This window comes from Hymenobacter humi, assembly GCF_042665855.1.
GTDB classification, from domain to species: domain Bacteria; phylum Bacteroidota; class Bacteroidia; order Cytophagales; family Hymenobacteraceae; genus Hymenobacter; species Hymenobacter humi.
The window spans coordinates 1,727,574-1,753,879 of record NZ_JBHTEK010000001.1; the positions used below are offsets into that span (position 1 = coordinate 1,727,574).

The 26,306-nt window shown below is 61.6% G+C and carries 25 protein-coding genes and 2 pseudogenes; 12 read left to right on the forward strand and 15 right to left on the reverse strand.

Annotation, left to right across the window (positions count from 1 at the left end; translation table 11 throughout):
• Positions 1-83: 83 nt before the first annotated feature.
• The 11 genes and pseudogenes from ACFQT0_RS09810 to ACFQT0_RS09860 all read right to left on the reverse strand — a co-directional run bounded on the left by ACFQT0_RS09810 (position 84) and on the right by ACFQT0_RS09860 (position 13,857).
• The gene (locus ACFQT0_RS09810; protein ID WP_380202345.1) at positions 84-473 is read right to left on the reverse strand and encodes an integrase core domain-containing protein; all 390 of its coding nucleotides are present in this window, start codon (positions 471-473) and stop codon (positions 84-86) included.
• A 702-nt stretch (positions 474-1,175) separates the two neighbouring features.
• Positions 1,176-1,823, reverse strand: coding sequence for a GH32 C-terminal domain-containing protein (locus ACFQT0_RS09815; RefSeq protein WP_380202347.1), 648 nt, complete (start codon positions 1,821-1,823; stop codon positions 1,176-1,178).
• A complete protein-coding gene (locus ACFQT0_RS09820; protein ID WP_380202349.1) occupies positions 1,820-3,082 on the reverse strand; it encodes a PfkB family carbohydrate kinase in 1,263 nt (420 codons plus the stop codon). Before ACFQT0_RS09820 ends, ACFQT0_RS09815 begins: the two co-directional genes overlap by 4 nt.
• Positions 3,066-3,626 carry a PfkB family carbohydrate kinase gene (locus ACFQT0_RS09825; RefSeq protein ID WP_380202351.1) on the reverse strand — a complete coding sequence of 187 codons (561 nt, stop codon included), beginning with the start codon at positions 3,624-3,626 and terminating at the stop codon, positions 3,066-3,068. The genes ACFQT0_RS09820 and ACFQT0_RS09825 overlap by 17 nt, the downstream gene beginning before the upstream one ends.
• Positions 3,627-3,644: 18 nt before the next feature.
• Complete coding sequence (locus ACFQT0_RS09830; RefSeq protein WP_380202353.1) at positions 3,645-4,982, reverse strand: sugar porter family MFS transporter; 1,338 nt, start codon at positions 4,980-4,982, stop codon at positions 3,645-3,647.
• 120 nt (positions 4,983-5,102) lie between these two features.
• On the reverse strand, positions 5,103-6,470 hold the full coding sequence (locus ACFQT0_RS09835; protein WP_380202355.1) for a RagB/SusD family nutrient uptake outer membrane protein: 1,368 nt from the start codon (positions 6,468-6,470) through the stop codon (positions 5,103-5,105).
• A gap of 376 nt (positions 6,471-6,846) precedes the next feature.
• Complete coding sequence (locus tag ACFQT0_RS09840; RefSeq protein WP_380205966.1) at positions 6,847-8,178, reverse strand: SusC/RagA family TonB-linked outer membrane protein; 1,332 nt, start codon at positions 8,176-8,178, stop codon at positions 6,847-6,849.
• Positions 8,082-10,010: a SusC/RagA family TonB-linked outer membrane protein gene (locus tag ACFQT0_RS09845; protein WP_380202357.1), complete on the reverse strand. Its 1,929-nt coding sequence runs from the start codon at positions 10,008-10,010 to the stop codon at positions 8,082-8,084. The genes ACFQT0_RS09840 and ACFQT0_RS09845 overlap by 97 nt, the downstream gene beginning before the upstream one ends.
• Before the next feature lie 352 nt (positions 10,011-10,362).
• Positions 10,363-11,166, reverse strand: a complete 804-nt coding sequence (locus tag ACFQT0_RS09850) for a response regulator transcription factor (RefSeq protein ID WP_380202359.1) — start codon at positions 11,164-11,166, stop codon at positions 10,363-10,365.
• A gap of 97 nt (positions 11,167-11,263) precedes the next feature.
• Positions 11,264-13,147: pseudogene (locus tag ACFQT0_RS09855) on the reverse strand (substrate-binding domain-containing protein); the annotation flags it as partial.
• A 200-nt stretch (positions 13,148-13,347) separates the two neighbouring features.
• Positions 13,348-13,857, reverse strand: coding sequence for a hypothetical protein (locus ACFQT0_RS09860; RefSeq protein ID WP_380202361.1), 510 nt, complete (start codon positions 13,855-13,857; stop codon positions 13,348-13,350).
• A gap of 384 nt (positions 13,858-14,241) precedes the next feature.
• On the opposite strand from ACFQT0_RS09860, the gene ACFQT0_RS09865 reads away from it, so the two are divergent.
• A complete protein-coding gene (locus ACFQT0_RS09865; protein ID WP_380202363.1) occupies positions 14,242-14,433 on the forward strand; it encodes a hypothetical protein in 192 nt (63 codons plus the stop codon).
• A gap of 55 nt (positions 14,434-14,488) precedes the next feature.
• Here the strand turns inward: ACFQT0_RS09865 and ACFQT0_RS09870 are convergent, their stop codons facing one another.
• The 3 genes from ACFQT0_RS09870 to ACFQT0_RS09880 all read right to left on the reverse strand — a co-directional run bounded on the left by ACFQT0_RS09870 (position 14,489) and on the right by ACFQT0_RS09880 (position 17,067).
• Positions 14,489-14,920, reverse strand: a complete 432-nt coding sequence (locus ACFQT0_RS09870) for a hypothetical protein (RefSeq protein WP_380202365.1) — start codon at positions 14,918-14,920, stop codon at positions 14,489-14,491.
• Positions 14,921-15,738: 818 nt separating this feature from the next.
• Complete coding sequence (locus ACFQT0_RS09875; RefSeq protein ID WP_380202367.1) at positions 15,739-16,131, reverse strand: vanadium-dependent haloperoxidase; 393 nt, start codon at positions 16,129-16,131, stop codon at positions 15,739-15,741.
• 273 nt (positions 16,132-16,404) lie between these two features.
• The gene (locus tag ACFQT0_RS09880) at positions 16,405-17,067 is read right to left on the reverse strand and encodes a hypothetical protein (RefSeq protein ID WP_380202369.1); all 663 of its coding nucleotides are present in this window, start codon (positions 17,065-17,067) and stop codon (positions 16,405-16,407) included.
• Between the two features lie 297 nt (positions 17,068-17,364).
• On the opposite strand from ACFQT0_RS09880, the gene ACFQT0_RS09885 reads away from it, so the two are divergent.
• From ACFQT0_RS09885 to ACFQT0_RS09915, 7 genes and pseudogenes are all read left to right on the forward strand, one after another.
• Positions 17,365-18,279: a sensor histidine kinase gene (locus ACFQT0_RS09885; RefSeq protein WP_380202371.1), complete on the forward strand. Its 915-nt coding sequence runs from the start codon at positions 17,365-17,367 to the stop codon at positions 18,277-18,279.
• Entirely contained in the window at positions 18,260-18,571 is a 312-nt protein-coding gene (locus ACFQT0_RS09890) for a hypothetical protein (RefSeq protein ID WP_380202373.1), read from the forward strand. The genes ACFQT0_RS09885 and ACFQT0_RS09890 overlap by 20 nt, the downstream gene beginning before the upstream one ends.
• A gap of 4 nt (positions 18,572-18,575) precedes the next feature.
• A complete protein-coding gene (locus ACFQT0_RS09895; RefSeq protein WP_380202375.1) occupies positions 18,576-19,703 on the forward strand; it encodes a sensor histidine kinase in 1,128 nt (375 codons plus the stop codon).
• 130 nt (positions 19,704-19,833) lie between these two features.
• A pseudogene (locus ACFQT0_RS09900) lies at positions 19,834-19,980 on the forward strand (LytR/AlgR family response regulator transcription factor); the annotation flags it as partial.
• A 274-nt stretch (positions 19,981-20,254) separates the two neighbouring features.
• The gene (locus ACFQT0_RS09905) at positions 20,255-20,635 is read left to right on the forward strand and encodes a LytTR family transcriptional regulator DNA-binding domain-containing protein (protein ID WP_380202377.1); all 381 of its coding nucleotides are present in this window, start codon (positions 20,255-20,257) and stop codon (positions 20,633-20,635) included.
• A 24-nt stretch (positions 20,636-20,659) separates the two neighbouring features.
• On the forward strand, positions 20,660-20,989 hold the full coding sequence (locus ACFQT0_RS09910; RefSeq protein ID WP_380202379.1) for a hypothetical protein: 330 nt from the start codon (positions 20,660-20,662) through the stop codon (positions 20,987-20,989).
• A 421-nt stretch (positions 20,990-21,410) separates the two neighbouring features.
• Complete coding sequence (locus ACFQT0_RS09915; protein WP_380205967.1) at positions 21,411-22,445, forward strand: quinone-dependent dihydroorotate dehydrogenase; 1,035 nt, start codon at positions 21,411-21,413, stop codon at positions 22,443-22,445.
• Here the strand turns inward: ACFQT0_RS09915 and ACFQT0_RS09920 are convergent.
• The gene (locus ACFQT0_RS09920) at positions 22,387-22,620 is read right to left on the reverse strand and encodes a hypothetical protein (protein WP_380202381.1); all 234 of its coding nucleotides are present in this window, start codon (positions 22,618-22,620) and stop codon (positions 22,387-22,389) included. The genes ACFQT0_RS09915 and ACFQT0_RS09920 overlap by 59 nt on opposite strands.
• A gap of 751 nt (positions 22,621-23,371) precedes the next feature.
• On the opposite strand from ACFQT0_RS09920, the gene ACFQT0_RS09925 reads away from it, so the two are divergent.
• From ACFQT0_RS09925 to purE, 4 genes are all read left to right on the forward strand, one after another.
• On the forward strand, positions 23,372-24,055 hold the full coding sequence (locus tag ACFQT0_RS09925) for an aspartate/ornithine carbamoyltransferase family protein (RefSeq protein WP_380205968.1): 684 nt from the start codon (positions 23,372-23,374) through the stop codon (positions 24,053-24,055).
• Positions 24,056-24,083: 28 nt separating this feature from the next.
• On the forward strand, positions 24,084-24,239 hold the full coding sequence (locus tag ACFQT0_RS09930; protein WP_380202383.1) for a hypothetical protein: 156 nt from the start codon (positions 24,084-24,086) through the stop codon (positions 24,237-24,239).
• 103 nt (positions 24,240-24,342) lie between these two features.
• Positions 24,343-25,620, forward strand: a complete 1,278-nt coding sequence (locus ACFQT0_RS09935; RefSeq protein ID WP_380202384.1) for a dihydroorotase — start codon at positions 24,343-24,345, stop codon at positions 25,618-25,620.
• A 148-nt stretch (positions 25,621-25,768) separates the two neighbouring features.
• The gene (gene purE, locus ACFQT0_RS09940) at positions 25,769-26,302 is read left to right on the forward strand and encodes a 5-(carboxyamino)imidazole ribonucleotide mutase (RefSeq protein WP_380202386.1); all 534 of its coding nucleotides are present in this window, start codon (positions 25,769-25,771) and stop codon (positions 26,300-26,302) included.
• Positions 26,303-26,306: the final 4 nt, after the last annotated feature.

Consider the following 26,306-nt stretch of genomic DNA (forward strand, 5'->3'; position numbering starts at 1 on the left):
CTCTGCTAGAATTAGCAAATCAAGGTTAACCTGAGGTAGTCCGATTAGGCTGGACAGTTTAGGGTAGTAGTTCGAAGAAGTTGTTAGTAATTGCGATACGGGGGCTGATAGCGGATGCTGGGGTGCAGCCGGTGGCGATTGTAGTAGTCAGGATAGTCGGCGACGCTGGCCTGTGCGGCGGCCAAGCCGGCAAAAACGGGCCACTTGCGTAGCTCGAGCACTTCCGTTTTGAGCCGGGACCAGGGGCGCCCAAAACCTTTATCCGGTTTTCGGCCTGCGCGTTGTCGTAGCACTCGCCACGACGGCTCTGCGTACGCACGGCGCCGTGCCGGTGCAACAGGGCGCGGTATGCGTTGCCACAGTACTGGCCGCCGCGGTCGGAGTGCACAGGGAGCTCCGGGGTGGCCGGTTGGGCCAAAAAGCTCCGCTGCAAGGTCGTGGTGACGAGTTGAGTTCCTCGGGCATGGTGGCATGCCAGCTATCCACGTGCTTGCTGGCCACGTTCTGAAACGCGCACAAGAAGGCCCAGGTGCCGTTCGCCAGCGGAAAATACGTGATGCCCGAGAACCAGACCCGGTTGGCCTGGGTGAGGTGGGTTAGTCGAGCAAGCGGTTGGGAGCACAGCGCAGCCCGTGGTTCCAAGTCCCCTCACGGGTTCCCGGAAAAGCAAAAAGGCCCTTAAGGCTATTGTGAAGGGCTTTTTAGTGGTCGTGTAAGGCCCGGAAATTGCTTATTATGCTAGTTGAGAACAGACAAAACCCGACTTCCTTTGCCTTCTTGGCCGTTTGAGGTGCAGAGTAGTGTCCAGCCTGATAGGTCCTGATATAGGGGAGATGAGCCACGGGTCCCCTGACGGGTCCCCCGTCAATTGTCCCTTCATTCAACTTCGATTAGAATCAACTGAAGTAAGACACTTCTCAACGTTGGTTCAAGATTATCCCAGTGGCTGTTGCAAAAGTCGGCTGGAACAAGCCTTCGCCGAGCAAAAACCAGGGCGCCCGGCTCAAACGGGGTTCAAGCGGTTTATTCGCGCAGTTGATGCCCGGTCATAAAGGTGGCCGATGCCCAATAAGGTCTTCTGCAACAATCATAACCAGGGCTCGCCTGATGGAACCCGCGCACGAGTTCCATCGGCTGAGCCCCGAAATGCTCGTCTTTACCGTTGCGCTGCTTACTTACTGCGCCTTGGGCGCGAGGGGAGCGTACGTCAGCTCCTGAATCAGAAAGCTGGAGTCGACAGAAAGCCGCAGTTTGGAGATTGGTTCTGTCGGGAAAAACAACTCACTCATCACCGTAAGGCCCTGGTCGGCAAATACTTCCACTGAGGTGGCATCCACCAGTAGAGTAATATCGGCTTGGGGCGAAGTCGCTAGCCGGGGAGCCGTGTGGCGGCCCGCAAATTTGTCGCTAAAGCCTAGCTGGCCCGATTTGGTGCGGTCTACAAAGTACTGGTTAGTTGGCTTATCGTAGCCAATTATCACCTCTTCTCCTTTGCCGTTACCCAGGACCAGCGAGAAGCTGGCCAACTGCTGCGCCTTGAGTTTAAGTTGAAACTTATCGCCCACGCTCTTGAGCTTCGGGTTAAGCTCAAGGGTCTTATTTACGGTCAGGTCCTTAAAAGTGGTTACCGATGGAAACAGTTTTGCAGTTTCTTTCACCGGCTGCGAGGTTAAATAAATCTGGCTCCCGACCTGCTTGAGGGCCAACTCCCGGGCCACCGTGGTGGCGTTGCGCCAGGGAGACGTGGGCACTTGGTTGGCGTACGTCCAGTTGCTCATCCAGCCCATGAACAGGCGACGGGTGCCGGTGTTGTTCCACGTCACGCCGGCGTAGTCATCGGGGCCGTAATCAGCCCATTTGGTATCGGTGCTGCGGGGGTGAAGGTTTTGCCGTCGAAATTGCCCACAAAGTACTGCGTGCCCGAGCCGCCGTTGGGGCCACCGGGGTTCAGGTTGACGATGAGCACCCAGTGGGTTTTGCCGTTGAGCGTCATTGGAAACAGGTCGGGGCATTCCCACACGCCGCCGTGGGCACCCAGCTTCGCGCCAAACTCGCTTTCCTTGGTCCAGTTTTTCAGGTTGGGCGATGAGTAGAAGGTGATGCGGTCCTTAGTGGCCAGGGTCATCACCCACTTCTTGCCGGCCTCGTACCAGCTCACCTTGGGGTCGCGGAAGTCCGCAATGCCGGGGTTGGGCAGCACGGGGTTGCCCTCGTACTTCTTCCAGGTTTTGCCCGCGTCGAGGCTGTAGGCCAGGCTTTGGTACTGGTGCTTGTTCTGACCTTTCTTTTCTTCTTCGGGACTGTGGTGGGTGAAAATGGCCACCATGGCGTCTTTGCCAAAACCGGCGGTGTTGTCCTTGTCGATTACGGCGCTGCCCGAGAAAATCATGCCCAGCTTGTCCGGGTACAGGGCAATGGGCTGCTCTTTCCATCTCACCAGGTCGGTGCTGGTGGCGTGGCCCCAGTGCATGGGCCCCCACACCATGCCGTCGGGGTAGTATTGGAAAAACAGGTGGTAGGTGCCCTGGTAGTAGACCATGCCATTGGGGTCATTCATCCAATGGGCAGCGGGAGTGAAATGATAAGCCGGCCGGTATTGCGGAGTGGCTGGCGGTACCGGCGCTGCCGTTTGGGCATGGCTGGCGAAAGCCAGGGCCAATACGCTACAGGCCAGTAAAAATGGCTTTTTCATAAGCAAGGAAGTCGCAGCGGAACTGCTTGAATTACGATTGGGAGGATACCGATTGAGCCTGCCGCAGCCTGGCCACATCGGCGGGGTGATAACGGGCGTGGCGCCCTGATGAGTAGCGACCAGCGCTCCGGCAGCGCAGGCGAATTGCAGGCATTCCTGCGGCGGTTGACCCGCCAGCCAACCCGCGAGCAGTGCCGCTAAGAAGGCATCGCCGCTACCTATGGTGTCCGTGACCTCGACGTGGTAACCGTTGCTTTTGTAGAGCTGGCCATTTGTGTACAGCAGGGCACCATCGGCGCCCAAAGTGACACACACCGCCTGCAGGTTAAAACGCGAAGCCAGCCACTCCAAGGCCGAGTCCTCGTCGGCCTTTTTACCGAACCACTCCAATATTTCGGCCAGGCTCGTGGTGGTTCATTTTCACCAAATCACTGTGCTCCAGCAAGTACTGCACCACGGGTCGGGTGTAGTGCGGCGGGCGCATGTTCACGTCGAATACCCGAAAGCGGGCCTGCGGCAGCAGGCGGTACAGGGTTTCGCGGGTGGTGGGGGTGCGGGCGGACAGACTGCCGAACACCAGCATCGCGGCCTCGGCCACCAGCTTGCTCAGGCGCTCCTCGTACTGAATGTAGTCCCAGGCCACGGGCTGCACTATCTTGTACACCACCTCGTTGCGGTCGCCCACGTTGGCTTTCACCACGCCCGTGAGGTGGGTTTGGCCCTGCTGCACGTAGTCGGTGCTCAGGCCGCGCTCGTGCAGGAAGCCGACCAATTCCGCGCCCAGGTCGTCGTCGCCCACCCGGCTGATGAGTTCCACCGGTTGGCCGAGTTGATGCAGATGCACGGCCACGTTGAAAGGGGCCCCACCGGGCTGCTTGCCCGAGGGCAGCACGTCCCACAGGGTTTCGCCAAAACAAACTATTGTTGGTTGCATGATGCTGTGGTTAAGAAGTTAGTGGACGACCAGCGTCTTCTCGAGTTGCTCCAGTGAGGTGCCTTTGGTTTCAGGCATCAGGCGCCACACGTAGAGCAGCTGCAGCACCATCATGGCGCAGAAGAAGGCGAAGGTGTGGCCCCCACCCAGCTTTTCGGCGAGGTAAGGGAAGGTGAAGGCGATGATGGCCGCCATTACCCAGTGAGTTGAAGAGCCTAGGGCCTGGCCTTTGGCGCGTACCGTATTCGGGAAGATTTCGGAGATGAACACCCAGATAACGGCGCCCTGCGAGAAGGCAAAAAAGGCGATGTACACGAACAGCAGCACCGGCACCAGCATGCCCCCTAGAGCGCTAAAGTTCTGGCTATAAAAAGCCCACGACACCAGCCCTAACGTGGCAATGACTCCGTACGAGCCGATGAGCATAAGCTGGCGGCGGCCTACCCGGTCGATATATTGGCGGGCCAGTAGGGTAAAGGCAAAGTTCACCAGGCCCAGGCCTGCCGACGACAGCAGGGCCGAGCCTTTGCCCAGGCCCGTCATTTCAAAAATGCGCGGGGCAAAGTAGATGATGGCGTTGATGCCCGACACTTGGTTGAACACGGCGAACAGCACGGCCAGCATGACGGGGGTCCGGTACTGGCGCGCAAACAGGGACCGGCCGCCCACCATGGCTTCGTCGGTGGCGTTGGTGGTCAGGATGCTGTTCACGTCTTCATCGGCGGAGGCGGGGTTAATGAGCTGCAGAATCTTGCGGCCTTCTTCCACCCGGCCGCGCCCAATCAGCCAACGCGGGCTTTCGGGCACTCGAAACAGGAGCACGAAAAACGCGGCCGCCGGCACCACCTGCACGCCCAGCATCCAGCGCCAGTCCTGCTCGCCGATGCCCGTCAGCAGGTAGTTGGAGAGGTAGGCCACCAGAATGCCCAGCACAATGTTAAACTGGAACATGCTCACCATGCGCCCCCGCGACTCCCGCGGTGACACTTCCGAAATGTAGAGCGGTGCCGTAACCGAGGACGCCCCAACGCCGAGGCCACCCAAAAAGCGGAACACCACAAAGGCCATCCAACTATGCGTCAGGGCTGCCCCCAGGGCCGACACGAAGTAGAGCACGGCAATCCAGATGAGCGTTTGGCGCCGGCCCAGCTTATCCGAAGGAATGCCGCCGAAGATGGCGCCGAACACGGTGCCAATCAGGGCGATGGAAATGGTGAAACCGTGTTCCACCGGGCTCAGGTTCCACACCTGCTGAATGGCTTTTTCAGCCCCCGAAATTACAGCCGTATCGAAGCCAAACAGGAAGCCACCCAGCGCAACCACCAGGGACCAAAAGAAAACGTTGCTGTTTTTCACGGCGGATAATTCTAAGGTGAGATTGAAATTGTGAGATGGTGCATTATGAGGTGGAAAAGGGGGCGGCCTGCAGGCCTTCTAGCGGCCACAACTTCCCCTTCACCACCTCGCTTGGTCACCTTACCAGCCTGGGTTCTGCTTGTACAGGCCTTTGCTGAAATTAATCTGGTTGATGGGGATGGGCAGGTACTCGTCGCGGCCCTTCGTAAAGCGCGCGTCCTTCAGGTACAGGCGCTTGGTCTTTTCCTTGTCGAAATAGGCGTTCAGGTAGTCGCCGGCAATGCCCCAGCGCACCAAGTCAAAGAAGCGGTAGCCTTCCATGGCAAACTCCAGGCGCCGCTCGAAGCGCAGGGCTTCGCGGGCGTACGGCTGGTTCCATTGGGCGGCGCCATACTGCCCAATGTTGTAGTTGGAAATATTGGTGCCGGCCGTGTTTTTCAAGCGGCCCGTGCTGTTTTGGGCCCGCTGCCGGATTTGGTTGATGATGGGCAGCGCTTCCGAAGCGCGGTTTAGCTCAATCAGGGCCTCGGCCTTCCACAGCAGCACGTCGGCGAAGCGGATGAGCGCCCAGTTCTTCGAGGAATTCATGAAGGGCGGCGTTTTCTGGAAGCTGGGGTCGGAGGGTAGCACCGTTTCCTTCATCGACATGTACACGCCGTACGTGTTTTGGTCGCGCAGCCAGGACGTTTCGAAAATGAACGTCGGCAGGTACTTGTAGGGGTGCGACGGAATGGCCACGGTGTGGTCGAGGCGCGGGTCAACGGTGTTAACCTGAAAATCAGCCGGGGTCGTCAGATCTGAGTTGTTGAACGTGTTGAACAGCGGCAGGCCCTGGGCATCGGTCTTGAAGGAGTTAACCAGATTTTGGCTGGGCTGGTGAAACCCGCAGCAGCCGTAGTCGGGGTTCATGGGGTAGTTCAGCTCGTTGCCGCGGTTGGTGCGGCCCTTGGGCGTGCCGTCGTTGCGCGAGAACTGGATGGCAAACACCGACTCCACGCCGTTGTCGCCGACCGTGAGGAAGTTGGTGGCAAAATCCGGGTGCAGCGAGTACTTGCCCGAGGCAATAACCTGGTTGGTCAGCGCCACTACCTCCTGCAGCTTGGCTTGGTCCACGCTCGTGACGGCGTTATTGTCGCTCTGCACATAGGCTTGGTAGAGCAAGGTTTTGGCCAGGTAGGCCTGGGCCGCCGACTTTGTTACCCGCCCCGTTTCGGGCTGGGTTTCCGGCAGGTTGGCCACGCCAAAGCGGAAGTCATCGGCAATCTTGGTCCACAGCTCCTCATTGCTCAGGGCCACGTTCGACACCTCCCCGTACTTGTCCGTGGGCACCGACTGGTCGATGTAGGGCACGCGCTTGAAGAGCTCTTTCAGCAGGAAGTAGTAGTGCCCGCGCAGGAAGCGCACTTCGCCCTGGCGCACGGCTTTGGTGGGCATAACCGCGGCATCGACCCCATCGAGGCGGCGCAGGGCGTCGTTGCAGCGCGACACGCCGATGTAGAGCAGGAACCACAGGCTCGTCGGTGTTGCCGACGTCCACGCGGTTGAACGTGAAGGTTTCGTAGAAGTGAAAGGCGTCCACGTCGGCCGTGCCGTTGCCGCCCTTGTAGGCGTCGCCGCCGCGCACGTTGCCGTAGGGCCACATGGAGGTGTAGGGGGCGCGGTACACGTCGTTGCCGAGTTGGGAGTAGGCGGCAATCACCTGCTTTTCGATGTTGGCGGGCGTGTTCAGCTGGTCGTCGCTGAGGGCGCCAGTGGGCTGCACGTCGAGAAACTTGTTGTCGTTGCAGCCGGAAACAAAGGCGAGTAGCGACAAGGCCAACACGCTGATTTTAAAGATTTTCATGGCAATAGCGCGGGCGGGTGGTTAGAAGGATACGTTGAGGCCGGCAGTGAAAATGCGCGGCAAGGGGTACTGGTAGTTGGTCACCTCGGGGTCGGCGCCGGTGTACTCTTTGCTCTTGACCGTGAAGATGTTCTGGCCCTGCACGTACAGGCGCACGCCCTGCAGCTTACCCCGGCTTACCAGGCCACTGGGCAGCGAGTAGCCCAGCTGCACGTTGCGCAGCTTCAGGTAAGAAGCGTTTTCGATGAAGTAGGTAGAAGCGCGGCCTTCGTTGTTGGTGTTGATGAGCGTCGCGGCCGGAATAGTGGAGCCGGTGTTGGTCGGCGTCCAGGCCCCCAGCAGGCGCTGTCCCCAGTTTTCGCCCGAAGCCAGTGACGAGAAGTCCGTCCGGAATTTGGCGTTGTTGAACGCGTCCAGGCCTTGCACCCCCTGGAAGAACACCTGCGCATCGAAGCCCTTGTAGCCGGCATTCAGGTTCAGGCCGTAGTTGAAGTTCGGCACGCCTTCCGTCAGCCAGGTCTGGTCGAAGTTGTCCACCTTGCCGTCGCCGTTCAGGTCCTTGTAGCGGATGCGGCCGGGCGCGGCGCCCACCTGCGTGGGTCCGCCGCTCACCTCCGCGGCGTTCTGGTAGAGGCCATCGGCCACGTAGCCGTACACCGCGTTGATGGAGTGGCCCAGGCGGGTTACATCCTGCCCGTTGCCGCCGTAAGCGTTGATTACTTCGTCGGGCAGGAACGTGAGCTTGTTGCGGTAGGTGGACAGGTTGCCCGTGATGCCGTAGGTCAGCCCGCCGGCCAGCTCACTTTGGTAGCCGAGCAGGAACTCCCAGCCCTTGTTCTGGATGGAAGCGCCGTTCACAAACTGGTCGCCGCCTTCGCCCACCACCGCCAGGAAAGGCAGGTTCACGAGAATGTCCTTGCTGTTCTTGACGAAGTAATCGACCGAACCGGAGAGCTTGTTTTCCATCAGGCCGAAATCAACGCCGATGTTGGTCTGGGTGGTGGTTTCCCACTTCAGGCCGGGGTTGGCGCGCTGCACGCGGCGGTAGCCCGAAGGCAGGTTCGTGTCGTTGCCAAAGATGTCGTAGGCTGTGCCGTGGTCGTAGTCAAAGTTGGGGTCCAGCGTGCCCAGCAACGACTGGTACAGGCCGCGCGAAGCGAAGTTGGCAATGTCCTGGTTGCCGGTCTGGCCCCAGCCGGCGCGCAATTTCAGGTCCGACAGGAGGGGCAGCGCGTCCTTGACAAAGGCCTCTTCGCTCAGGCGCCAGCCCGCCGACAGGGCGGGGAATACGCCAAACCGTTTGTTTTCTCCAAAGCGCGAGGAGCCGTCGCGGCGGATGGTAGCCGAGAGCAGATACCGTTCGGCGAAGGAATAGTTGATTTTGGCGAAGTAGGAAGCCAGGCGGAAGGCCGTGGCCCCCCGCCATTGTCTTTGTTAGCGGCCCCCGCATCGAGGTAGGCATAATTGGGGTCTTCGCTGGCAAAGTTGGTGCGCGAGGCAAAACTGCTCTCGTCGTAGTAGCTGATGCGCTCCGTGCCGGCCACGAGGCCCAGGCGGTGCTTGTCCCCTAGCGTCATGTCGTAGTTGAGCGTGTTCTGCCACACCCAGTTACCCCAGAAACGGTTGTTGTCGGTTACGCGGTTGTTGGCCTCGGAGAGGAAGCCCGCCTTGTAGGTCTTGTAGATCTGGCGGTACTTGAAGAGGCTGTAGTCAATGCCGAAGCTGGTGCGCAGGTGCAGGCCTTTCAGGATTTCGGCATCGGCAAACAAATTGCCGAACACGCGGCCCGTGTTGGAGCGGTTCTGCTGGTTGTCGGTGAGCAGGCGCAGCGGGTTGTCCCGGTCGCTCATGCCGGCCACCGGCCCGCCCCAGCCCACACCATCCACGGTGCGCACCGGGACAATGGAGGGGAGTTGCGTGGTCCGGTCGCGTACCAGGTTCAGGTCGAACTCGGCCCGTTGCGACTTCACAATAGTCAGGTTTTCGCCCACTTTGAGCTTGCCCTCCAGAAAGTTGTAGTCGGAGTTGAGGCGGGCCGTCATGCGGTCGAAGCTGGTGTGCTTCAGGGTGCCGCTGTTGTCGTAGTAGTTCAAGGAAAACAAGGCGCCTCCCCGCTCGCCGCCGCTGCTCAAGCTCAGGTTGTAGCTCTGAATCAGGGCGTTTTGCTGGGTTTCCTTGAACCAGTCGGTGTTAGCGGCGCGCTGGGTTTTGTCGGCGTCGATATACTCCGGCACCGTCACGCCATCCAGCACGAGTCGCCCGCTGGCGTCGCGGTGCGTTTGGAACTTGTAGTAAGGAAGGCTGGGAACAGTACCGTCGTTGATGGCAGCCTGAGCATACACGCGGCCGTAGTCCTGGGTGCCCAGCAGCTTGATGTGCGGCCCCGGCTGCTGCACGCTGAAAAAGGTCGAGAAATCCACCCGCGTAGCGCCGCGCTTGGCCTTCTTCGTCGTGATGATGATTACCCCGTTGCCCGCCCGCGAACCATAAATGCTGGCCGCCGAAGCATCTTTCAGCACCTGAATCGACTCAATATCGTTCTGGTTGATTTGGTTGATGCCCTCTTTCGTGGGAATGCCATCGATTACGTAGAGTGGGTCGTTGTTGCCCAACGTGCCGATGCCGCGGATGCGCACGGTGGCCGCGCTGCCCGGAGCGCCGTCGGTGTTGATTTGCACGCCCGGTACGCGGCCTTGCAGGTTGCGCGTGACATCGTTGGAGGCCATGTCCTTGATTTCGTCGGTCTTCACCACGGCCACGGCGCCGGTCAGGTCGGCTTTGCGCTGCGATTGGTAGCCGGTCACGACTACTTCATCCAGCGCTGCGGCGTCGGCCACCATTTGCACGGCCACTGTCGTCTGGCTACCCACCGCGATTTCCTGTGTCTTGTAGCCCACGAAGGAGAGCACCAGCGTGGCGTTGTCGGGCACGGTGAGGGCAAAACTGCCGTCAGGGCCGGTACCCGTCCCAACGGCGGTGCCTTTTACGAGCACGGTTACGCCGGGCAGGCCTTCCCCTTTTTCGTCGGTCACGCGGCCCGTGATGGGACGGTCAGCCTGGGCCGCCGGTGCCGCGATGGTCTCACTTGAGTAGGCCCCTTCGGGGTGCGCGGTGGCCAGCATGGGCACGGCGGCCAGCATCGTCGGCAACAGCAGCCGTCGCGCCAGAAGTACTTGTTTGCGCATGGGAATTTGAAAAAGTGAAAGTGGAAAAATGCAGCGTTTGCGCATCAAGCCACACTCCTTCAGGGGCGCTTCAATACCTCCACCGCTCGTCCGGAAACGATTGTAGGCGGCCGGCAGCACGGGCGCTGCAACAGAGAAGGTAGGAAAATTAGGGAGCAGGCACGACGGCTTCATGTCCCAAAGGTGGGGCAGCACCGGGGCCAGCAGGTAGCGCGATTATCCCAAATAGTATCACTATTCGTTCGCCTACAACAAATAATATTAACTACTAATAATCAGTGGATTGCAAGGATAAATACTCCTTCAACGGTTCACAGTCTATCACTCATGTTACCGAGCTGTCAGAATTGATTCACGCACTCGGCGTGGTGTGCAGCGCCCGGAACTCGGAGGGCGAGATGCGGTACTTGGCCTTGAAGCTGGCCGAGAAGTACGACGGCGAGGTGAAGCCCAATTGGTAGGCCACATCGGCAATATTCAACTCGGTGTTGAGCAGCTGCTGCCGGGCTTTAGTCAGGCGGATGTCCTGGATGAAATCGGTAACGCCCGTACCGAGCAGGGCCTTGGTCTTGCGGTAGAGCTGTACCCGGGAAGTGCCCAGGCTGCGGGCCACGTCTTCCACGCTCAACTTGGAGTTGCTCAAGTTAGCCTCCACAATGGCCGTGAGGTCGGTCAGAAATTTCTGGTCCACCCGCTGGGGAGCCACAGTCGCCGTGTCCACGGAAATGCCGCGCCGAAAATGTTCGCGCTGCCGCTCCCGGTTGCCGAGCAACGTGCGCAGGCTTTCGAGCAGAAAGGTCGGGTTAAAGGGCTTGGTCAGGTAGAGGTCTGCCCCGGCCTGCACGCCTTCTACCTGTTGCTCGGGGGCGCTGCGGGCGGTGAGCAGCACCAGCGGAATGTGCGAGGTGCGCCAATCGCTCTTAAGGGCCGCAGCCACGTCCAGGCCGCTGAGCTCGGGCAGGTTCACGTCGCACACAATGATGTCCGGAATGGTTTCGCCGGCCAGGCGCAGGCCGGTGGCGCCGTCGGTGGCGGTTTGCACCTGAAAATGGGCGCCCAGCTTTTGGGCGAGGAAAGCGTTGACCTCTTCGTTGTCCTCTATCACGAGCACCAGGCTCCTTGCGGTCCTTGCCGGCCCGGCCCGCGGCAGGAACATGCTCAGGCGCTGCGGCTTCCAGCTCCACTTCGGCCAGGGCCAAGGGCGGAGCAAGGGCCTCCGTGCTGCGCAAGTCCGCGGGCAGTTCCTGGGGCAAGGTCACGGTAAAGGTGCTGCCCTGGCCCGGGGTGCTCGTAAAACTGAGCTCTCCCTGGTGCAGGCGCGCCAGGCCCATGGCCAGGGCGAGGCCCATGCCTGACCCTTTGGCGCTGCCCTGCTGGCCTTGGTAGAACCATTCAAAAATGTGCGCCCGGTCCTGTTCGCTGATGCCGCGACCCGTGTCTTCCACGCTGATGCGCACCTGGCGCGCGGCGGGCAAGGGCTGGATGCTGACGGTAATCTGCCCGCGCTCCGGGGTAAACTTCAGGGCATTGGAAAGCAGGTTAAAAATGATTTTATCGAGAATATTCACGTCAAACCACAGACGGATACTGGGCTCGGCGGGTAAAAACCGCAGGCTGATGCCGCGCTGCCGGGCCGGTTTCTCAAACACGTCCATGATGTCGCGTACAAAGGCTACTACGTTGCCTTCCGTGGCCCGCACGGGCATCTTGCCCACGTCGATTTTGCGGAAGTCAAGGAGCTGATTGACGAGTTGCAGCAGGCGCTGGGTATTACGCCGGACCAAATCCAGGTCGTGGCGTTGGGAAACCGACAGGTCAGCCCCGTTGGTCAGCAACTCTTCCACCGGCCCCATGATGAGGGTCAGGGGCGTGCGCAACTCGTGCGAGAAGTTGGTGAAGAAGCGGAGCTTGGCTTCGGTTTCTACCCGCGCCTGCTCGGCCAACAACTCAATCTGGTTGCGCTGGGCACGGATTTCATCGTTTTGCCCGGCCAACTTGCGGGTGATGCGCCGGTTGAACTGGAAAGCGCGCCACAGCACCACGCCTAGCACCAAGGCCCCCACCAGCGCTGCTCCCAGAATGTAGAGCACGGTTCGCTGGCTGGTGTAGGTGACCAGCTGCTCTTGGAGCAGCTGCTGCTGCCGCTGAATGTCCTGCTGCTGGTCAGCCAGCTTTTGGGTCTGCATCCTCATGGTCAACACATTGGTCGAGTCGATGACCATGGTGCTGAGAATGTTCTCCTTCTCGAAAGGTTGCCGGAGGAGAATCTTCATGGCGGTGCGAATGGCTTCTTCCCCGCCGGGAGAATACAGTAGCGTGGCCGTCATTACCTTGTCCTGCACCATCTGGATGCCGCCCTGCGGCCCCGGCAGTCCGTCAACGCCTACAATGCGGATGCGTCCGGCTAAGCCCATCTGTTTACACACTTGGTAGGCGCCCAGGGCCATGCGGTCGTTGTGGGCAAAAATCAGGTCTACCTCCGGGTGGTCGCGGAGCACGGCCGGCAGGGCCCGTAGCACCGAGGGGTGCTTCCAGTCGCCCTGCACCTGGGCGGTTCGCCGAATGCCGGGGTAGGCAGCCAACCCCTCCACGAAGCCCCGGTGCCGGTCCACGGCCGGGGAGGAGCCCGCCGCTCCCAGGATTTCCAGTACCTCGCCCCGCTGGCGTAATAGACTGCTGATATAGCGGGCTGCCGTTTGGCCTACTTCCTGGTTGTTGCCGCCCACGTAGGCCGTGTACAGCGGGGAGGTGGTGCGCCGGTCCAAGATGACCACGGGGATGCCCCGGTTATAAGCTTCCTCAACGATGGGTGTAATCGGCTCTGCTTCGTTGGCCGAGACGATGAGCAAGTCGATGCCTTCGCGCAAAAACTCGGCGATGTGCTCACGCTGCACGGCGCTGTTATCGCGCGCGTCCTTCATGCGAAACGTCACTTGCGGATAAAAGCTGAGCTCTTTCTTCATGCCCGCCATCATCGCCAGTCGCCAGGCGTCACCGTTTGTGCACTGCGAGAAACCTATCCGATAAGGCCGGGGAGCCGGAGCTGAACAGCTGGCTGCGGCAAGCAACAACAGCAGCAGCGCGATGCTTCGAAGTAGCACCGTAAGATACCGGAACGCAGCAGCGAGTGATAGCATGAAAGGGAAACAGGATAATTCGCAAAAAGGAAGCCCTCGATAAATTTAAAGGTATGCAGTCTGGCCACATACTGATGAAATTATGGCATCGCCGGGTCAAGGCCTCGCAGTTGGGAGCCCCAGCTTTATGGTCCGCATCGTGGTGAGCACTATGTAACAGCCCATTCACTAGAGCCTGTTCCGCGCAGGAAGGGGAGGCCTCACCCATTCCCACACGAAAGTATCGTTCCTTTCACCAAACGGAGCGCGTTCAAGGCACCACCGTTTCTGTGAACGACCTCTTGCTTAGGCCCTGGCGCGGGGCTGGTTGCTTTTCCGGCAGTTGGCGGGTTGGCGGAAAGGGCGGGCACGCAACTGCCATGCCCCGTGCGGTGGACTTCCAAGAAGCCGATGCGAACGTCTTCGGTTGGCTCCAGCAGTTCCTCCAAGAGGGAATCGCGGAGCAAGAACCGGTAGTGGGGCCGGTCGCGGGTGATGCTCGTGCCCGGGGCGGCGGCCAGCAGCAAGGTGTCGCCCCGGAACCGGTAGGTGCCGCGCGCGGCAATGGCGCGTTCGTGCTGGCCGAAGGCAAAGGTGCCGTCCCGGTAGAGGCCCAGCCACAAGCCCCCGAGCGAGGCTTCGCGTGAGGCGGCAAAACACAGACCCGGCTTCAGGGGGTCTTGCGTGAGAATGTCAAAGGCAATCAAGCCGCCGGCCAGCAGCACGCACATGAACCCAAGGAGTATTTTTCGCATCAGCCATCAAGGAGCCCCGGGCGCTAAGTAACCATCCTTTGGCGATTCCGACCGTTTTCTTGAACATAAACGGAGGATAATGGCCACCTCGGGAAAGCGGTGTTTGGGCCTTCGCGCGGAAAACACAACTGTGTAAACACAACTGCGTTCACTGCTCCATTATCCTGGGGTAGCCCCGCAACTCACCCCGGCCGAACGTTCATTCAAGGCACTCATTCGACCCTTCATCACTCTTTATTTTCAGACGGAATAGCAGCCGGCCACTTTGAAGCCACTTCTCAGTGCTATTCCCATCAAACAGCTCCTTTTTCTGGTCTTGCTGGCCGTCTCCCTGCCCCTGGCGGCACAAAATCACCCACCATGTTTACCGGCACCGTCCGCGACGCCGGGGGCCAGGCACTGCCGGGCGTCAACGTCTTTCACGCCTTCACCACCCTTCCGGGCACCGCGCGCAACGGGAAACGGGCAAGCACGCTGTTTGTGCGCGGCGCGGCTGCCGGCGAAGCCAAACAATACTTGCCCCGGTTGCCTCAACGGTCCCCTATTTTTTGACACTTGCCCGCTTTGACCCCGCCAACGGGCCCGGAATAGTCTTTTCCTACCCTCCTCACTCTTCGAAATCATACGTGGTGTTCGTGCCGGAGACGCCAATCTTCAGCTTATCGACATACCCAATAAAGTTGTTGGAAAAGATTGGCCCCCCGGCCTGTATCCGAAAGCCCCCCAAGCCGTTGGCTAGGTTTCGAATGACAGCATTTGGATACTTTGTTTTATAGGCTGCCATTGTAATGACGTGACCCGAATGGTCCGGGTCCTCTTGGACGGTAGTGAAGGCAAACCAGCCTCCCCGCAGTGCGTCCCACTTTTGCCAGGTGTTCAACTGGCTGCTCCCTTGGTCCGGGACACCGCCTGGTAGGATGAATCGCCCCGTTTGGTACCAAGGGCCAAAATTCAGTTCATCGTCTATCGTCCCGTCGCCGTTGTTGTCAATCGCCATCACCACGAAAGGGGTATCGACCGTGGAATCCCGGCGTTCCACGTAAGTGTAGTAAGAGAGTTCGGTAAGGTTTGCTAACGGCGTTCCGGCGTAGGTTGTGTTTCGGATCCGGGCAAAAGAAAACGTGTGGTTATGATTTGGCCCCGTCGTGAAGCGTACGCTGCCTTTCCCGACGGGGGCGTTGCCGCGCCGTTCACAAAAGTCAACGTCGGCGGTCCGTTTCCGATTGTTTGCTTGAGCCAGCCATTCAGGCTGGCCTCATTCACTACCACGGTCACGGTCGGTTCTTCGGGCACCGCCGGGTCGGCTGAGTCCTTTTTACAGCCTGCTAGGAACGCGCCGGCGCTTAAGAGCAAGGCCAAGAACAACGCGCTTTTTTGCGCCGGACCGGAACTTCGCGCGACCAGAGGTGGGAGGCGGCGGGCGTGGAACAGCCGGGGTCGCCGACGGGCGCAGCGGACCCGCGGGCCGAAAGGGTACGGGGGCTCGACTCCAGGGGAGCCGCGGGGGCATGAGGGATAGGGTCGGTGGTAGCCATTGCATTATAAGGTTAAGTTTATTTATGAACGCGTCTCTGGGAAATATTTTTGCTGTACACTTCCCTTCCGAAGTGAAACTGGCCCATTCGACGTTGCTTGGCGGGCACTCATCGCCCATCCAGCGGAAGCGGCGACTAGCGGGGTACCGGTTGTAGCATCACCCACTTGCCCCCAAGGGCGCACGGCAGAAAACGGGGCTCCAGGGGTTTATCCAAGCAGTTGATGAACCAGTAAACCGGTAGGGAAAGCCAGCTTCGGGAGTTCGGCAACAGCTACCACCGTTTAACGGAACCCATACAGTGCTCCATGATGGAGGGGAGTTTACTTCAGCGCGTTGGCCGCTACGTAAGCGCCCACGCGCTGGCCCAGGGCTTGGCCTTCGGCCGTGGAATTGCGAAAATGGTACCCGGCGTACACCCGCGAGACGCTGTTTTCCTCGGCGGCTTGGGCAAAGCCGCTGAAGCTCCGGGTGACGCCGGCGTTGTTGGCGATGGACAAGGGCACCGCGTCGGTGCCAAAGAACTCCTGCAAGACAGCGGCGGCGGCCCCGCCGGCCGTGGCGTGGCCCGAGGGGTATTCGCCATCGGGCGGGTTCGGGAAGGCCAGGGGCATCCACGCGGGGTCGGGCGCGGTGGCCGGGTTGGTATCGGTGGCGGCCAGGTGAATGGCCGTGATGGGGCGCCAGCGCGGGTAGGCCATCTTGGCGTCGGCCATGGCCAGGTAGGGGTCGGCTTCGGCCTACTGCAGCCTGGGCCAGCAGCCGCGCCGTGGCGTAGGCGTCCCGGGGCTGGGCCGCCAGGGCGGCGCGGGCGATGCGGTTCCACTGCAGCGGCGAGTTATCCAGCCAGTAGCGCGCAAGGGCGGTCTGTTCGGCCGTGCGGGCGGAGCTCACGGCGCCCCCCAACGCTTTTACTTCCTCATAATCCGTGGTGTACGTGCCCGACGTTAGCGCGGGCGGCGCCGCGGAGCGGAACTGGCTGGCCGACGTCAGGGCAAAGGGCAGCACGTCTTTCCACCCAGCCAGCGCATAGAACCCGTTGAAGGGGGCCCGTCAAACGGGGGTAAACTGATACTCGCCGGGGCCGTGCCCGGCACGAACGGAATCTGCGCACGGTCGGACCCGTCGTTCGCGCGCCGGGCCAGGATGGCGGCGGCCGCGGCCTGGCCCAGCGCCACGCCCTGGGTCTTGGCGTCGCCGGCGCCGATGGTGGCCAGCCGGGCCTGGTAGAGGGAATCGGCGTACGCCTTCTGGTCGGGCAAGAGCGCTACCAGCGCGTCGTGGGCGGCCGCGCCCACCGCGGCGTCCGGGTCGGCGCCTGGCCGTTGCGGACCCTGCAAGGCGTACGGCGCGTTCTGGGGCCGGATGTTGTTGAGCGCGTCGTACATGGCCAGGTGGACGATGGCGTACAGCCGCGCTTCGGGGTGGGGCAGGACGAAAAAGCCGGTGGCCGGGTCGGTCATGCGCGCGACGGCCACCGTGGCGGCGCGGTTCCACGCCAGCACGGCCTCGGGCGACGTGGCCGCCGCCGCCGCCGTCGGCGGAGGAAGTGCCTTGTCGTCGTCGTCCTGGCAGGCAGTGGCCAGGAGCAGTCCCAGGAGCAGCGGCAGCGCCCGCTGCTTAAATGGTCGAACGTGTTTAAGGTTTTTCATGGCGGAAGGGGAATGAAGGTGTTAAAAATCAGGGCCTCGGGGCGGGGTGCCAGGGGTATTGCCCTGGCGGAGAGGTCCTGGCGCGGTGGTACCCCAAGATGGCTAATCCCCCCAGGGGCCGCCCGCTTAGTTGCCGGACCTGCCCGGGCAGTGGTTAAACAGCAGCGCGGCGGGGACGAATGGCCGGTCTGGTTCTTCGTCGGTGCTGGCTGGCCGTTTGTCCCCAAAGCGGGTTTTCCTGGGCATCATTTGACAATAAATGGGTAAATTCATCCGGCTTCAACCGCTGACTTCCGCATGAAACAGGCAATCACCCCGGGGCTGGGCCCGACCTTGAAGGCCATCGACGAGCGGTTCTGGCTGCGGCACGGGCTGTTCTGGCTGGCCGATTTTGTTTTCGTGGTCTGGTTTGTCCTATTTGGCATCCGCAGCGCGACGGGCGGGTGGAATGCCCTGCAGAACGCGCTGTTGCTCACGGGCCTGCACGTGGCGGTTACCTACCCGCTGCTCTACGGCGTGGTGCCGGCCCTGTGGCGGGAAGACCGGCGGGGCCGCCTGCTGCTGCTGCTGGCTAGTTGGGTCGTCTTCGGTGCTGCCCTGAACTACGCCCACCGGTACTTCATTCTGTTGCCGATGCGGCAAAGCGAGACCCTCACCAGCGAAGGCTTCCGCAAGGTGTTTGCCCCCAATTCCATCCCGGTGGCGATGGCTCCGGCGTGCGTGGCTGCCTGCCTGCGGGTATACCGGCGCTGGCGGCGGCAGGCGCTGGCCAACGCGCGGCTCACCCGCGAGAACGTCCGCGCCGAGCTGCGGCTGCTCAAAGCGCAGCTTCACCCGCACTTCCTGTTCAACACCCTCAACACCCTCTACGCGCTGACCCTCAAGCAGTCGGACCAGGCCCCCGAGGTGGTGGACCGCCTCACCGGCCTGCTGCAAGCCGTGGTGGCGCAGGGAAATACCGCCGGGGTGGCCTTGCGCGACGAGGTGGCCCTGCTCCGCGACTACGTGGCCCTGGAACAGCTGCGCTACGGCCCGCGGCTAACCCTGGAATTTCGGGCCACGGGCATTCCCGCCGCGCGCCGCTCCTCGCCCCTCATTGCGCCGCTGCTGCTGCTGCCCCTGGTCGAAAACGCCTTCAAGCACGGCGCCGCGGAGCAGCCTGGGGCCGGCGCACATCGGCATTGCCCTGGCGGTGCAAGGCCGCTGCTTTAGCTGCGTCATCGCCAACACCAAAAGCCCCGGCACCCTCCCGGGAGGGGTGCCGCACGGCATCGGCCTGCTGAACGTGCAGCAGCGGCTGCGCCTGCTTTACCCCCAGCAGCACCGCTTCGAAATCGACGCCCGCGACGACACGTTCACCGTGCACCTCACGCTCAAGTTGCCAGAACCGGGTCCTGCCCGCCCGTCCCGGGCCCGGCATCCCTTCCCGGCCTTGACCGCCGGCAGCCGGCGGTCCGGAGCGGCGAGGCCCTCGCCGCCAGGCCTTACTCCCCGGCGCGCATGAGCGCGTGGCTCCCGCGCCGGGCGGTCCGGCACGTGCTGTTCTGGGCGGTGGTTTCGGGGGATTCATGCTCATGTTTTTGCCCGGGCATTTGATTGCCGGCACGCCCTGGCCCTGGCCGTTCTACTTCACCGCGCTGCTGCCGACGTTTCTGCTGGCCACCTATTCGCTGATTTATGGGCTGCTGCCCCGGGTGCTCGGGGCTCCGCAACGGCCGCTGCCGCTGCTGCTCCTGCTGCTGGCCGGCTGGGTGGTGGCCGGCGCCGTGCTGAACAACCTGATGGAACCGTTCTACGAGTTTGTCCTGGCACCCCGCTTGTTTCACAAAATGCCGGACCGGGCCTTCCACTGGGAGGAAGTGGCCCGGGAGCTGCGCCTGGGGTTTTTCCCGATGCTGCTAATCGCCGGCCTCGCTGGTGCGATTAAGGTCGTCGGCGGCTGGCACGAGCAGCAGCGGCTCCGGCAGCACCTGCGGCGGCAGCAGTTGCAAGTCGAGCCTGCAGCTGCTGAAAGCCCAGCTCCAGCCCCCTTTCTCTTCCAGGCGCTGCGCACCTTGCGCACCCTGACGGCGCAAAAATCTCCGGATTCGCCGGCCGCCGTGCTGCACCTCTCGGCCCTGCTGCGCTACCTGCTCTACGAAAGCCAGCAGGACGCCGTGCCGCTGGCCGACGAGGTGCAGATGCTGCACCACTACGTCGCCCTGGAACGGTTGCGGCTGGGCCCGGGCGTGGACGTGTCGCTCAGCTGCAGCGGGGCCCTCGGCGCCCACGCCATCGCGCCGCTGCTGCTCTTGCCGTTCGTGGAGAATGCGTTTCGGCACGGCACCGGCCCTCAGCTGGAATGCTCCTGGGTGAGCATCGACTTGGTGGCGAGCGAAAATTATATTATCTTCAAGATAATCAACGGCCTGGAAGGAGGCGCGACGGAACGGCGCGACGGCCCGGGGCTGACCGGCGCCCGGCAGCGGCTGCGCCGCCTCTACCCCGACCGGCACGAGCCTGGACCTCGTGTTTGCGGCGGACACCTGTTTGGTGGTTCTGCGCCTGCACGGGGCTTCGCCGGGGCACCCGCCCCAGCGGAAAGGATAGAACCGCCGGTTAACGCCGGCCGCCGGCACTTCACTCCCAATCCGTAACGGCCATGAAACTGCGCTGCTTGTTGGTCGACGACGAGCCCCGGCGCTGGAGGTGCTCGAAGGGTACGTGCGGCAAGTGGCGCACCTGGAGCTGGTGGGCACCTGCGGCGACGCGTTGCAGGCCTTCAGCGTGCTGCAGGAACGCGCAGTCGACCTCCTGTTTCTGGACATCAAAATGCCGAAAATGTTGGGCACGGATTTTCTGCGCAGCCTGCAGCGGCCGCCGCGGGTTATTTTCACCACCGCGTACCGTGAGTTTGCCTGCGAGGGCTTTGAATTGGACGCCGTGGATTACCTGCTCAAGCCCGTGTCGCTGGAGCGCTTTCTCAGAGCCGTGGCCAAGGCCAGCCGGCCCGCGGCGGCTCCGGCGGCGGCGGCGCCCGTGGAGGCCGCCAACCCCGACGCGTTCCTGTACTTCCGCACCGACCGCAAAATGGTGAAGGTGCTGCTGCGCGACGTGCTCTACGTCGAAGGCATGCGGAATTTCGTCAAAATTCACCGGGCGGCTGCCCCCGCTGGTCGTGAAGCAGACGGTGGCGGCCCTGGAAAAGATGTTGTCGGAGAGCAATTTCCTGCGTATTCACCGCTCGTTTATCGTCGCCCTCGACAAAATTCGCACCTACAGCGCCCGGCACATGGAGGTGCCGGGGGCCGAGCTGCCGATTGGGCGGTTGTTCCACGAGCGGACCGAGGAGGTTTTGCGGGGACGCCCCCCGGGGCGATGCAAGCGCTCGCCCCGCCCTTTCGCCTCGAACCACGGCCCTGAGGGCCCGGGGATTGCCAAACGGCACCGGCACAGAACCGGCCGGGTGATTGGCCTAAATGCGGGCGAAAAAAGGCTCAGCGAAAGGGCCGGCCCCCAAGAGGTGCCGGCAACAAGTCTCGAAATCCGCTTGCTGGACGTTCTGCAACGGCCACGACCGTTTCAGTAGACTATCCCGTGCTACTTTGCCGGTGTGATGACGATTTCTTATCAGAAGCTGAAGATTTGGTTGCATTTCACGAAGGCGGGGCAGGTTGTGCGCTTCGCGTTGGGATTGTTGCTTACTTGTGGGGGCTATTTCTTCTGGCAAATCGTCGCCGCCTTTGTTTGTTTTTTCGCCTTTGGCTCTGGCGCAGGACACGATGACGAAAGCCTGCTCGTGTGCAGCGGCTTCTTGGCCCTGCACGTGGGCGTGGTAAGCTGGTTGTTCTTGCGACGAAAGCTGTACACGGTTTGGTGGGCTTGGGCCCTAAATGTGGCCATTCCCATTGGGCTATTTGCCTACTACGTGTTGCTGCCTTAGGATAGAATAATACTCCTTGCCCTGAACACCTGGCAACTGGCTGGTACCAGGTGCCAGCAGGCCGCTGTAGCGCGGGGCGAGTTTACGAAACCCGTCTACGATTCCTCGTTTACGAAACGTGCCGAGGAGATGAGTTTCGTAAACTCAAAACCAAGCGCTCCCTAGTGGAGCAATCTGACGCGACTATGCCATATTTGCTCTCGGTTGGCGGATTGATTATCGCCGGCTTGCTGGCATCCTGCGTTTGCCGGTTTCATCGCCCGCCATGTCTGTTCGGCTTCCTGCTCCTATGATGTCCTTCCTGGTACCCGCGGTGCTCGGGCAAGGCTGTTGCAAATGTCACCAGACATTATCCCGGGCCTACGCTTGGTTTTGTAGGACTTATTCACCGACCTTACCCGCCAATTTGGCCCCGCTGCCCGTGTATAAGCCCCTCGTCAAACCCCTGCTCTTCACCCTCGACGCCGAGCGCGCCCACCACCTCGTTTTCGACAACCTGCGCCGGGCGGCTCGGGTGCCGGGTACCAAAGCGCTGCTGCGGGCAATGTATGATTTCCGGCACCCCAGCCTGGCGCGCGAGGTGTTTGGGTTGAAATTTCCGAACCCGGTGGGGCTAGCGGCGGGCTTTGACAAGAATGCAGCGCTGACCGATGAACTGGCCACATTGGGCTTCGGCTTCGTGGAGATCGGGACGGTGACGCCGCGGCCGCAGCCCGGTAACCCGCAGCCGCGCCTGTTCCGGCTGCCGCAGGACGAGGCGCTTGTGAACCGCATGGGCTTCAACAACGAGGGCGCGGCGGCTGTGGCGGCGCGCCTGGCGCGGCGCCAAAACCGGCAGCTCATCATCGGCGGCAACATCGGCAAGAACAAGGACACGCCCAACGAGCGCGCCGCGGAGGATTACGTGGCCTGCTTCGAGGCACTGGCCCAGGTAGTCGATTACTTTGTGGTCAACGTGAGCTCGCCCAACACGCCCAACCTGCGCCAGCTCCAGGAGAAAAGGCCGCTGATTGAGCTGTTGCAGCAGGTGCAGGCCCGCAACCTGGCTCGGCCCACGCCCCGCCCGCTGCTGCTAAAAATCGCGCCCGACCTCACTGATTCGCAGCTCGACGACATTCTGGAAATAGCCCGTGAAACGCAGCTCAGTGGTCTTGTAGCCACGAATACCACCATTAGCCGCGATAATCTGAGTACCGAGCCGGGCTACGTGGCCTCGCTGGGCGCGGGCGGGCTGAGCGGCCGGCCGTTACGGGCACGGGCCACCGAAGTCATCCGCTACCTGCACCAGAAATCCGACGGCGGGCTGCCAATTATTGGCGCGGGCGGCATTCATTCGGCGGCCGATGCGCAGGAAAAGCTGGCTGCCGGGGCTTCGCTGATTCAGCTTTATACCGGCTTTATCTACGAAGGGCCGGCGCTCGTGAGCCGAATAAACCGGAGCCTGGTGCGGGGCTAACGCGCTGCGCCCGCCCGCGCTGGTACCAATAGCGGGTAAGCGGCACGCCCAGAACTGTAGGCCACCCCCACCGCTGGTGCGCTGCCCCGCCTTTGCGCACGGCCGGGGCCACAAAGAAGCCCGTGAAGCCGGCCACGATGTGCGGGCAGCGGTTGAGGGCCAAGAAGGTATCCATGGCGACGGGCGCTGCTGGGGTTGAGCCGGAACCGAAAGAGGACCGCCCGCCCGGGTTCGACCTAACCAGACCACCTCGGTACGCATTGTGCCGGCCGAAAATGAAGCAGCCCATGAACTACCGGATAATTCATGGGCTGCTTGCCGCCGGATAATGGCGGCCCGGCAGCTAAGGCTGCGGAATAAAGAGCTAAAGTTAAGAGGGATGGTGCTTGCCAAGCAATTGGTTACGCGGGCCATAATTTTTTTGAGGGCGAAAAGAATGATAAAAAGCGCGTCGTTTAGCCCGTTGGGTCGAAAATGAAATTTGAGAAAAGCGGTGCAAAAAAATTAACATTGCCGAAGAATTGCCGGGCCTAACAATGCCGTAATTTTGCATCATGCTTCAACCAAAAAACTTGTTGATGAAGCGCGGGACCCTGCTCGGCTGGGACCCGCGAATGGACCGGAAGGTCTTCGCCACCATCGGTTCTCCCGATTTTGCCTTTGGCATTTCCGTTGTTTTTTCTGAGTGTTGCCCCGCCACCGTTTCGGACTCCGAAACGGTTTTTTTATGTCCAATGCGTTGGGCGTTGTTAAACAAATAGGGTAAAAACTCCGACTCGCAAGTACTGACCACGTACATGTTTTCCCAACTCCGGTATGGCACGTAAAGACCTGCTCGACATCGCATCCCTTCACCGTGAGGAAATCGAGTTTTTGCTCGACCAATCCACGTCCTTTAAAAAACTGTTCACCCGCTCGGTGAAAAAATTCCCGCCCTCGAAGGCAAGTCCGTGCTCATGCTGTTCTACGAGGCCAGCACCCGGACGCACTCCTCCTTCGAGGTTGCCGCCAAACGCCTCTCGGCGGAGGTGACGAACTTTGACGTCGCCCACTCCTCCATCACCAAGGGCGAGTCGGTGCGCGAGACGATTGAGACGCTGCAGGCCATGCGTACCGACTACATCGTCGTTCGCCATGGTCACCCCGGCCTGCCCGCCATGATAGCCCGCCAAACCACGGCGTCGGTTATCAATGCCGGCGACGGGGCGCACGAGCACCCCACCCAGGCCCTGCTGGACGCCTTCACCATCAAGGAAAAGTTTCCCGACCCCCGGGGCAAAAAAGTCCTCATCATCGGCGATATTCTCCACTCCCGCGTCGCGCGCTCCACCAGCACCCTGCTGCAAAAGCTGGGCGTTGAGGTCGCTTACCTCGGCCCGGGGTCGCTGGTGCCCAAGTACGGCCCGGCAACCATCCCCCGCTTCACCGACTATGAAGCGGCCATGGCCTGGGCGCCCGATGTGGTGTACCTGCTCCGCGTGCAGCTGGAGCGCCAGGACGTGCAGTTTTTCCCAGCGTTCGCGAATACCACCGGGTCTACGGCATCACCACCGCCCGGCTGGCGGAAATCCGCGACCGCGGCCTCTACATCATGCACCCCGGCCCCGTAAACCGGGGGTTGAGCTGTGCGACGCCGTCATGGACTACGAGCGCAGCCTCATCACCAACCAGGTCGAAAACGGCATCTCCGTTCGCATGTCCGTACTCGACTGGCTCACGCCGGGCGGAGACTTCCCGAAGCAGGAAGCGTATGCCGCACAGCCGCGCGCCGGCTCGACGGTCATTCTGCCCTAAATGCCGGACGCGGCGGCGGATGCCGTAGCGCCGCCCGTGTATTTTCTCCTTCAACAGCCCAATACCCACCCATCACTTGCCGGTTTACAGCACTCCTCCATCCATGCTCCTCCTTCAAAACGCCCGCCTCGCCAACGAAAATTCACCCGTGCTTGTCGAGGGCGATGTCCTGCTTGTCGAAGGAATAATTCAGCAAATCGGCAAAAGCCTCGCCGTTCCCGAGGGTGCCCGCGTCATCGACGCGCGGGGTCGCGTTCTTATGCCGGGCATGTTTGATGCCCACGTCCATTTCCGCGCCCCCGGGTCTGAAAACAAGGAAACCATCACCACGGGGAGCGAAGCGGCCATCAACGGCGGCGTCACCGGCGTGGTCATGATGCCCAACACCCGCCCGGCCCTCGACTCGGCGACCGCGGTGGCCACCGTGCTGGAAAATGCCAAGGAACGGGCCCGCATTCCGGTGTACACTTCCGGCTGCGTGACCAAGAACCGCGAGGGCAAGGAGCTGGCGGAAATCGAGGGCATGCGCGAGCTCGGGGTGAAAATGCTCACCGACGACGGGGACACCACCCACGACCCGGCGGTGCTGCTTCGGGCGATGCAGTACGCCACCGAGTTTGGGATGTTTTTCGCCAGCCACTGCGAAGTGCCGGAGCTGGCCGGGCCGCGTGCCCTGAACGAAGGGGTGATGAGCTACCGGCTCGGCATCAAGGGCTCGCCGGCGTGCGCGGAGGAAATCATCATCGACCGCGACATCCGCCTGGCCCACGCAGCGGGCGCGCACGTCCACATCCAGCACGTGTCCAGCAAGCTCGGCATGGAAACCATCCGCTGGTGGAAATCCCGCGGCGATGTGAAGGTCACGGCGGAAGTAACCCCGCACCATCTGATGTTCACCGACGAGCACATCGGCGACTACGACACGAACTATAAAATGAACCCGCCGCTGCGCACGCAGGCCGATTGTGATGCGCTGCTCGAGGGGCTCATCGAAGGCGTATTCGACCTCATTGCCACGGACCATGCGCCGCACACGCCCTTCGAAAAAGCCCAGGATTTCATCAGCGCGCCCAATGGCATCACCGGCCTGGATACGGCCCTTGTCTCGCTCTATCACCACTTCGTTGAGCCCGGCAAATTCGGGTGGGACGTGGTGGTGAAGCGCTATTCGGCGGAGCCCCGCCGCCTGATGGGCCTGCCGGTCGCCGCCCTCGAAGTCGGCCAACCAGCCAACTGCGTTTTGTTCGATACCGCAGCGGAAACGACCTTCACGCGGGAATTCATGAAATCCAAATCCCAGAACACACCCTTTCTCGACCAGACGCTAAAAGGCCGGGTAGACCTGGTGATTTTAGGTACGGAAGTCCTGCTGGAGCGCTGATTTAGTTGAGCTGTCCGAAAATAAAAGGTGGTCATGCAGAGCGCAGCGAAGCATCTCGCGTGCCACTACTAATCCAATTGATTGAACACTGCTGCACGCGAGATGCTTCGCTGCGCTCTGCATGACGTTCTATAAAGCTTACTTAACCATGAGTACCGTTCTCCCATCCGACACCCCCAGCCTCGGCACCGTCCCGGGCAAGCCGCTGGTCGGCGTGGTCATGGGCTCCAGCAGCGACTGGGACACCATGCAGCATGCCGTGCAGATGCTCGCGCACTTTGGCGTGGCCCATGAAGCGCGCGTAGTGTCGGCCCATCGCATGCCCGACGACTTGTTTGCCTACGCCGAACAAGCCGGCCCGCGCGGCTTGCAGGCCATTATCGCCGGCGCGGGTGGGGCCGCTCACCTGCCGGGCATGATGGCCGCCAAAACCACGCTGCCGGTGCTGGGGGTGCCGGTGGCCAGTCGCCATTTGCAGGGGGTGGACTCGCTGCACAGCATCGTACAAATGCCCAAAGGGGTGCCCGTGGCCACGTTTGCGATTGGCAATGCCGGGGCGGCCAATGCCGCGCTGTTCGCGGTTAGCATGCTGGCCCTGCACGACCCGGGCCTGGCGACCAAGCTGCAGGCGTTTCGTGCCGAACAAACCGAAGCCGCTCGCGCCATGACACTGCCGGTATGAGCGC

Excerpts from the sequence above, each read along its gene's own strand:
- ACFQT0_RS09810 (WP_380202345.1), bottom strand. The coding sequence starts at position 473 with ATGCCACCATGCCCGAGGAACTCAACTCGTCACCACGACCTTGCAGCG.
- ACFQT0_RS09825 (WP_380202351.1), bottom strand. The coding sequence starts at position 3,626 with ATGCAACCAACAATAGTTTGTTTTGGCGAAACCCTGTGGGACGTGCTG.
- ACFQT0_RS09845 (WP_380202357.1), bottom strand. The coding sequence starts at position 10,010 with ATGCGCAAACAAGTACTTCTGGCGCGACGGCTGCTGTTGCCGACGATG.
- ACFQT0_RS09850 (WP_380202359.1), bottom strand. The coding sequence starts at position 11,166 with ATGTTCCTGCCGCGGGCCGGGCCGGCAAGGACCGCAAGGAGCCTGGTG.
- ACFQT0_RS09860 (WP_380202361.1), bottom strand. The coding sequence starts at position 13,857 with ATGTGCGTGCTGCTGGCCGGCGGCTTGATTGCCTTTGACATTCTCACG.
- ACFQT0_RS09865 (WP_380202363.1), top strand. The coding sequence starts at position 14,242 with ATGTTTACCGGCACCGTCCGCGACGCCGGGGGCCAGGCACTGCCGGGC.
- ACFQT0_RS09875 (WP_380202367.1), bottom strand. The coding sequence starts at position 16,131 with ATGGCCGACGCCAAGATGGCCTACCCGCGCTGGCGCCCCATCACGGCC.
- ACFQT0_RS09880 (WP_380202369.1), bottom strand. The coding sequence starts at position 17,067 with ATGAAAAACCTTAAACACGTTCGACCATTTAAGCAGCGGGCGCTGCCG.
- ACFQT0_RS09885 (WP_380202371.1), top strand. The coding sequence starts at position 17,365 with ATGAAACAGGCAATCACCCCGGGGCTGGGCCCGACCTTGAAGGCCATC.
- ACFQT0_RS09905 (WP_380202377.1), top strand. The coding sequence starts at position 20,255 with ATGTTGTCGGAGAGCAATTTCCTGCGTATTCACCGCTCGTTTATCGTC.
- ACFQT0_RS09920 (WP_380202381.1), bottom strand. The coding sequence starts at position 22,620 with ATGGATACCTTCTTGGCCCTCAACCGCTGCCCGCACATCGTGGCCGGC.
- ACFQT0_RS09930 (WP_380202383.1), top strand. The coding sequence starts at position 24,084 with ATGGACTACGAGCGCAGCCTCATCACCAACCAGGTCGAAAACGGCATC.
- ACFQT0_RS09935 (WP_380202384.1), top strand. The coding sequence starts at position 24,343 with ATGCTCCTCCTTCAAAACGCCCGCCTCGCCAACGAAAATTCACCCGTG.
- purE (WP_380202386.1), top strand. The coding sequence starts at position 25,769 with ATGAGTACCGTTCTCCCATCCGACACCCCCAGCCTCGGCACCGTCCCG.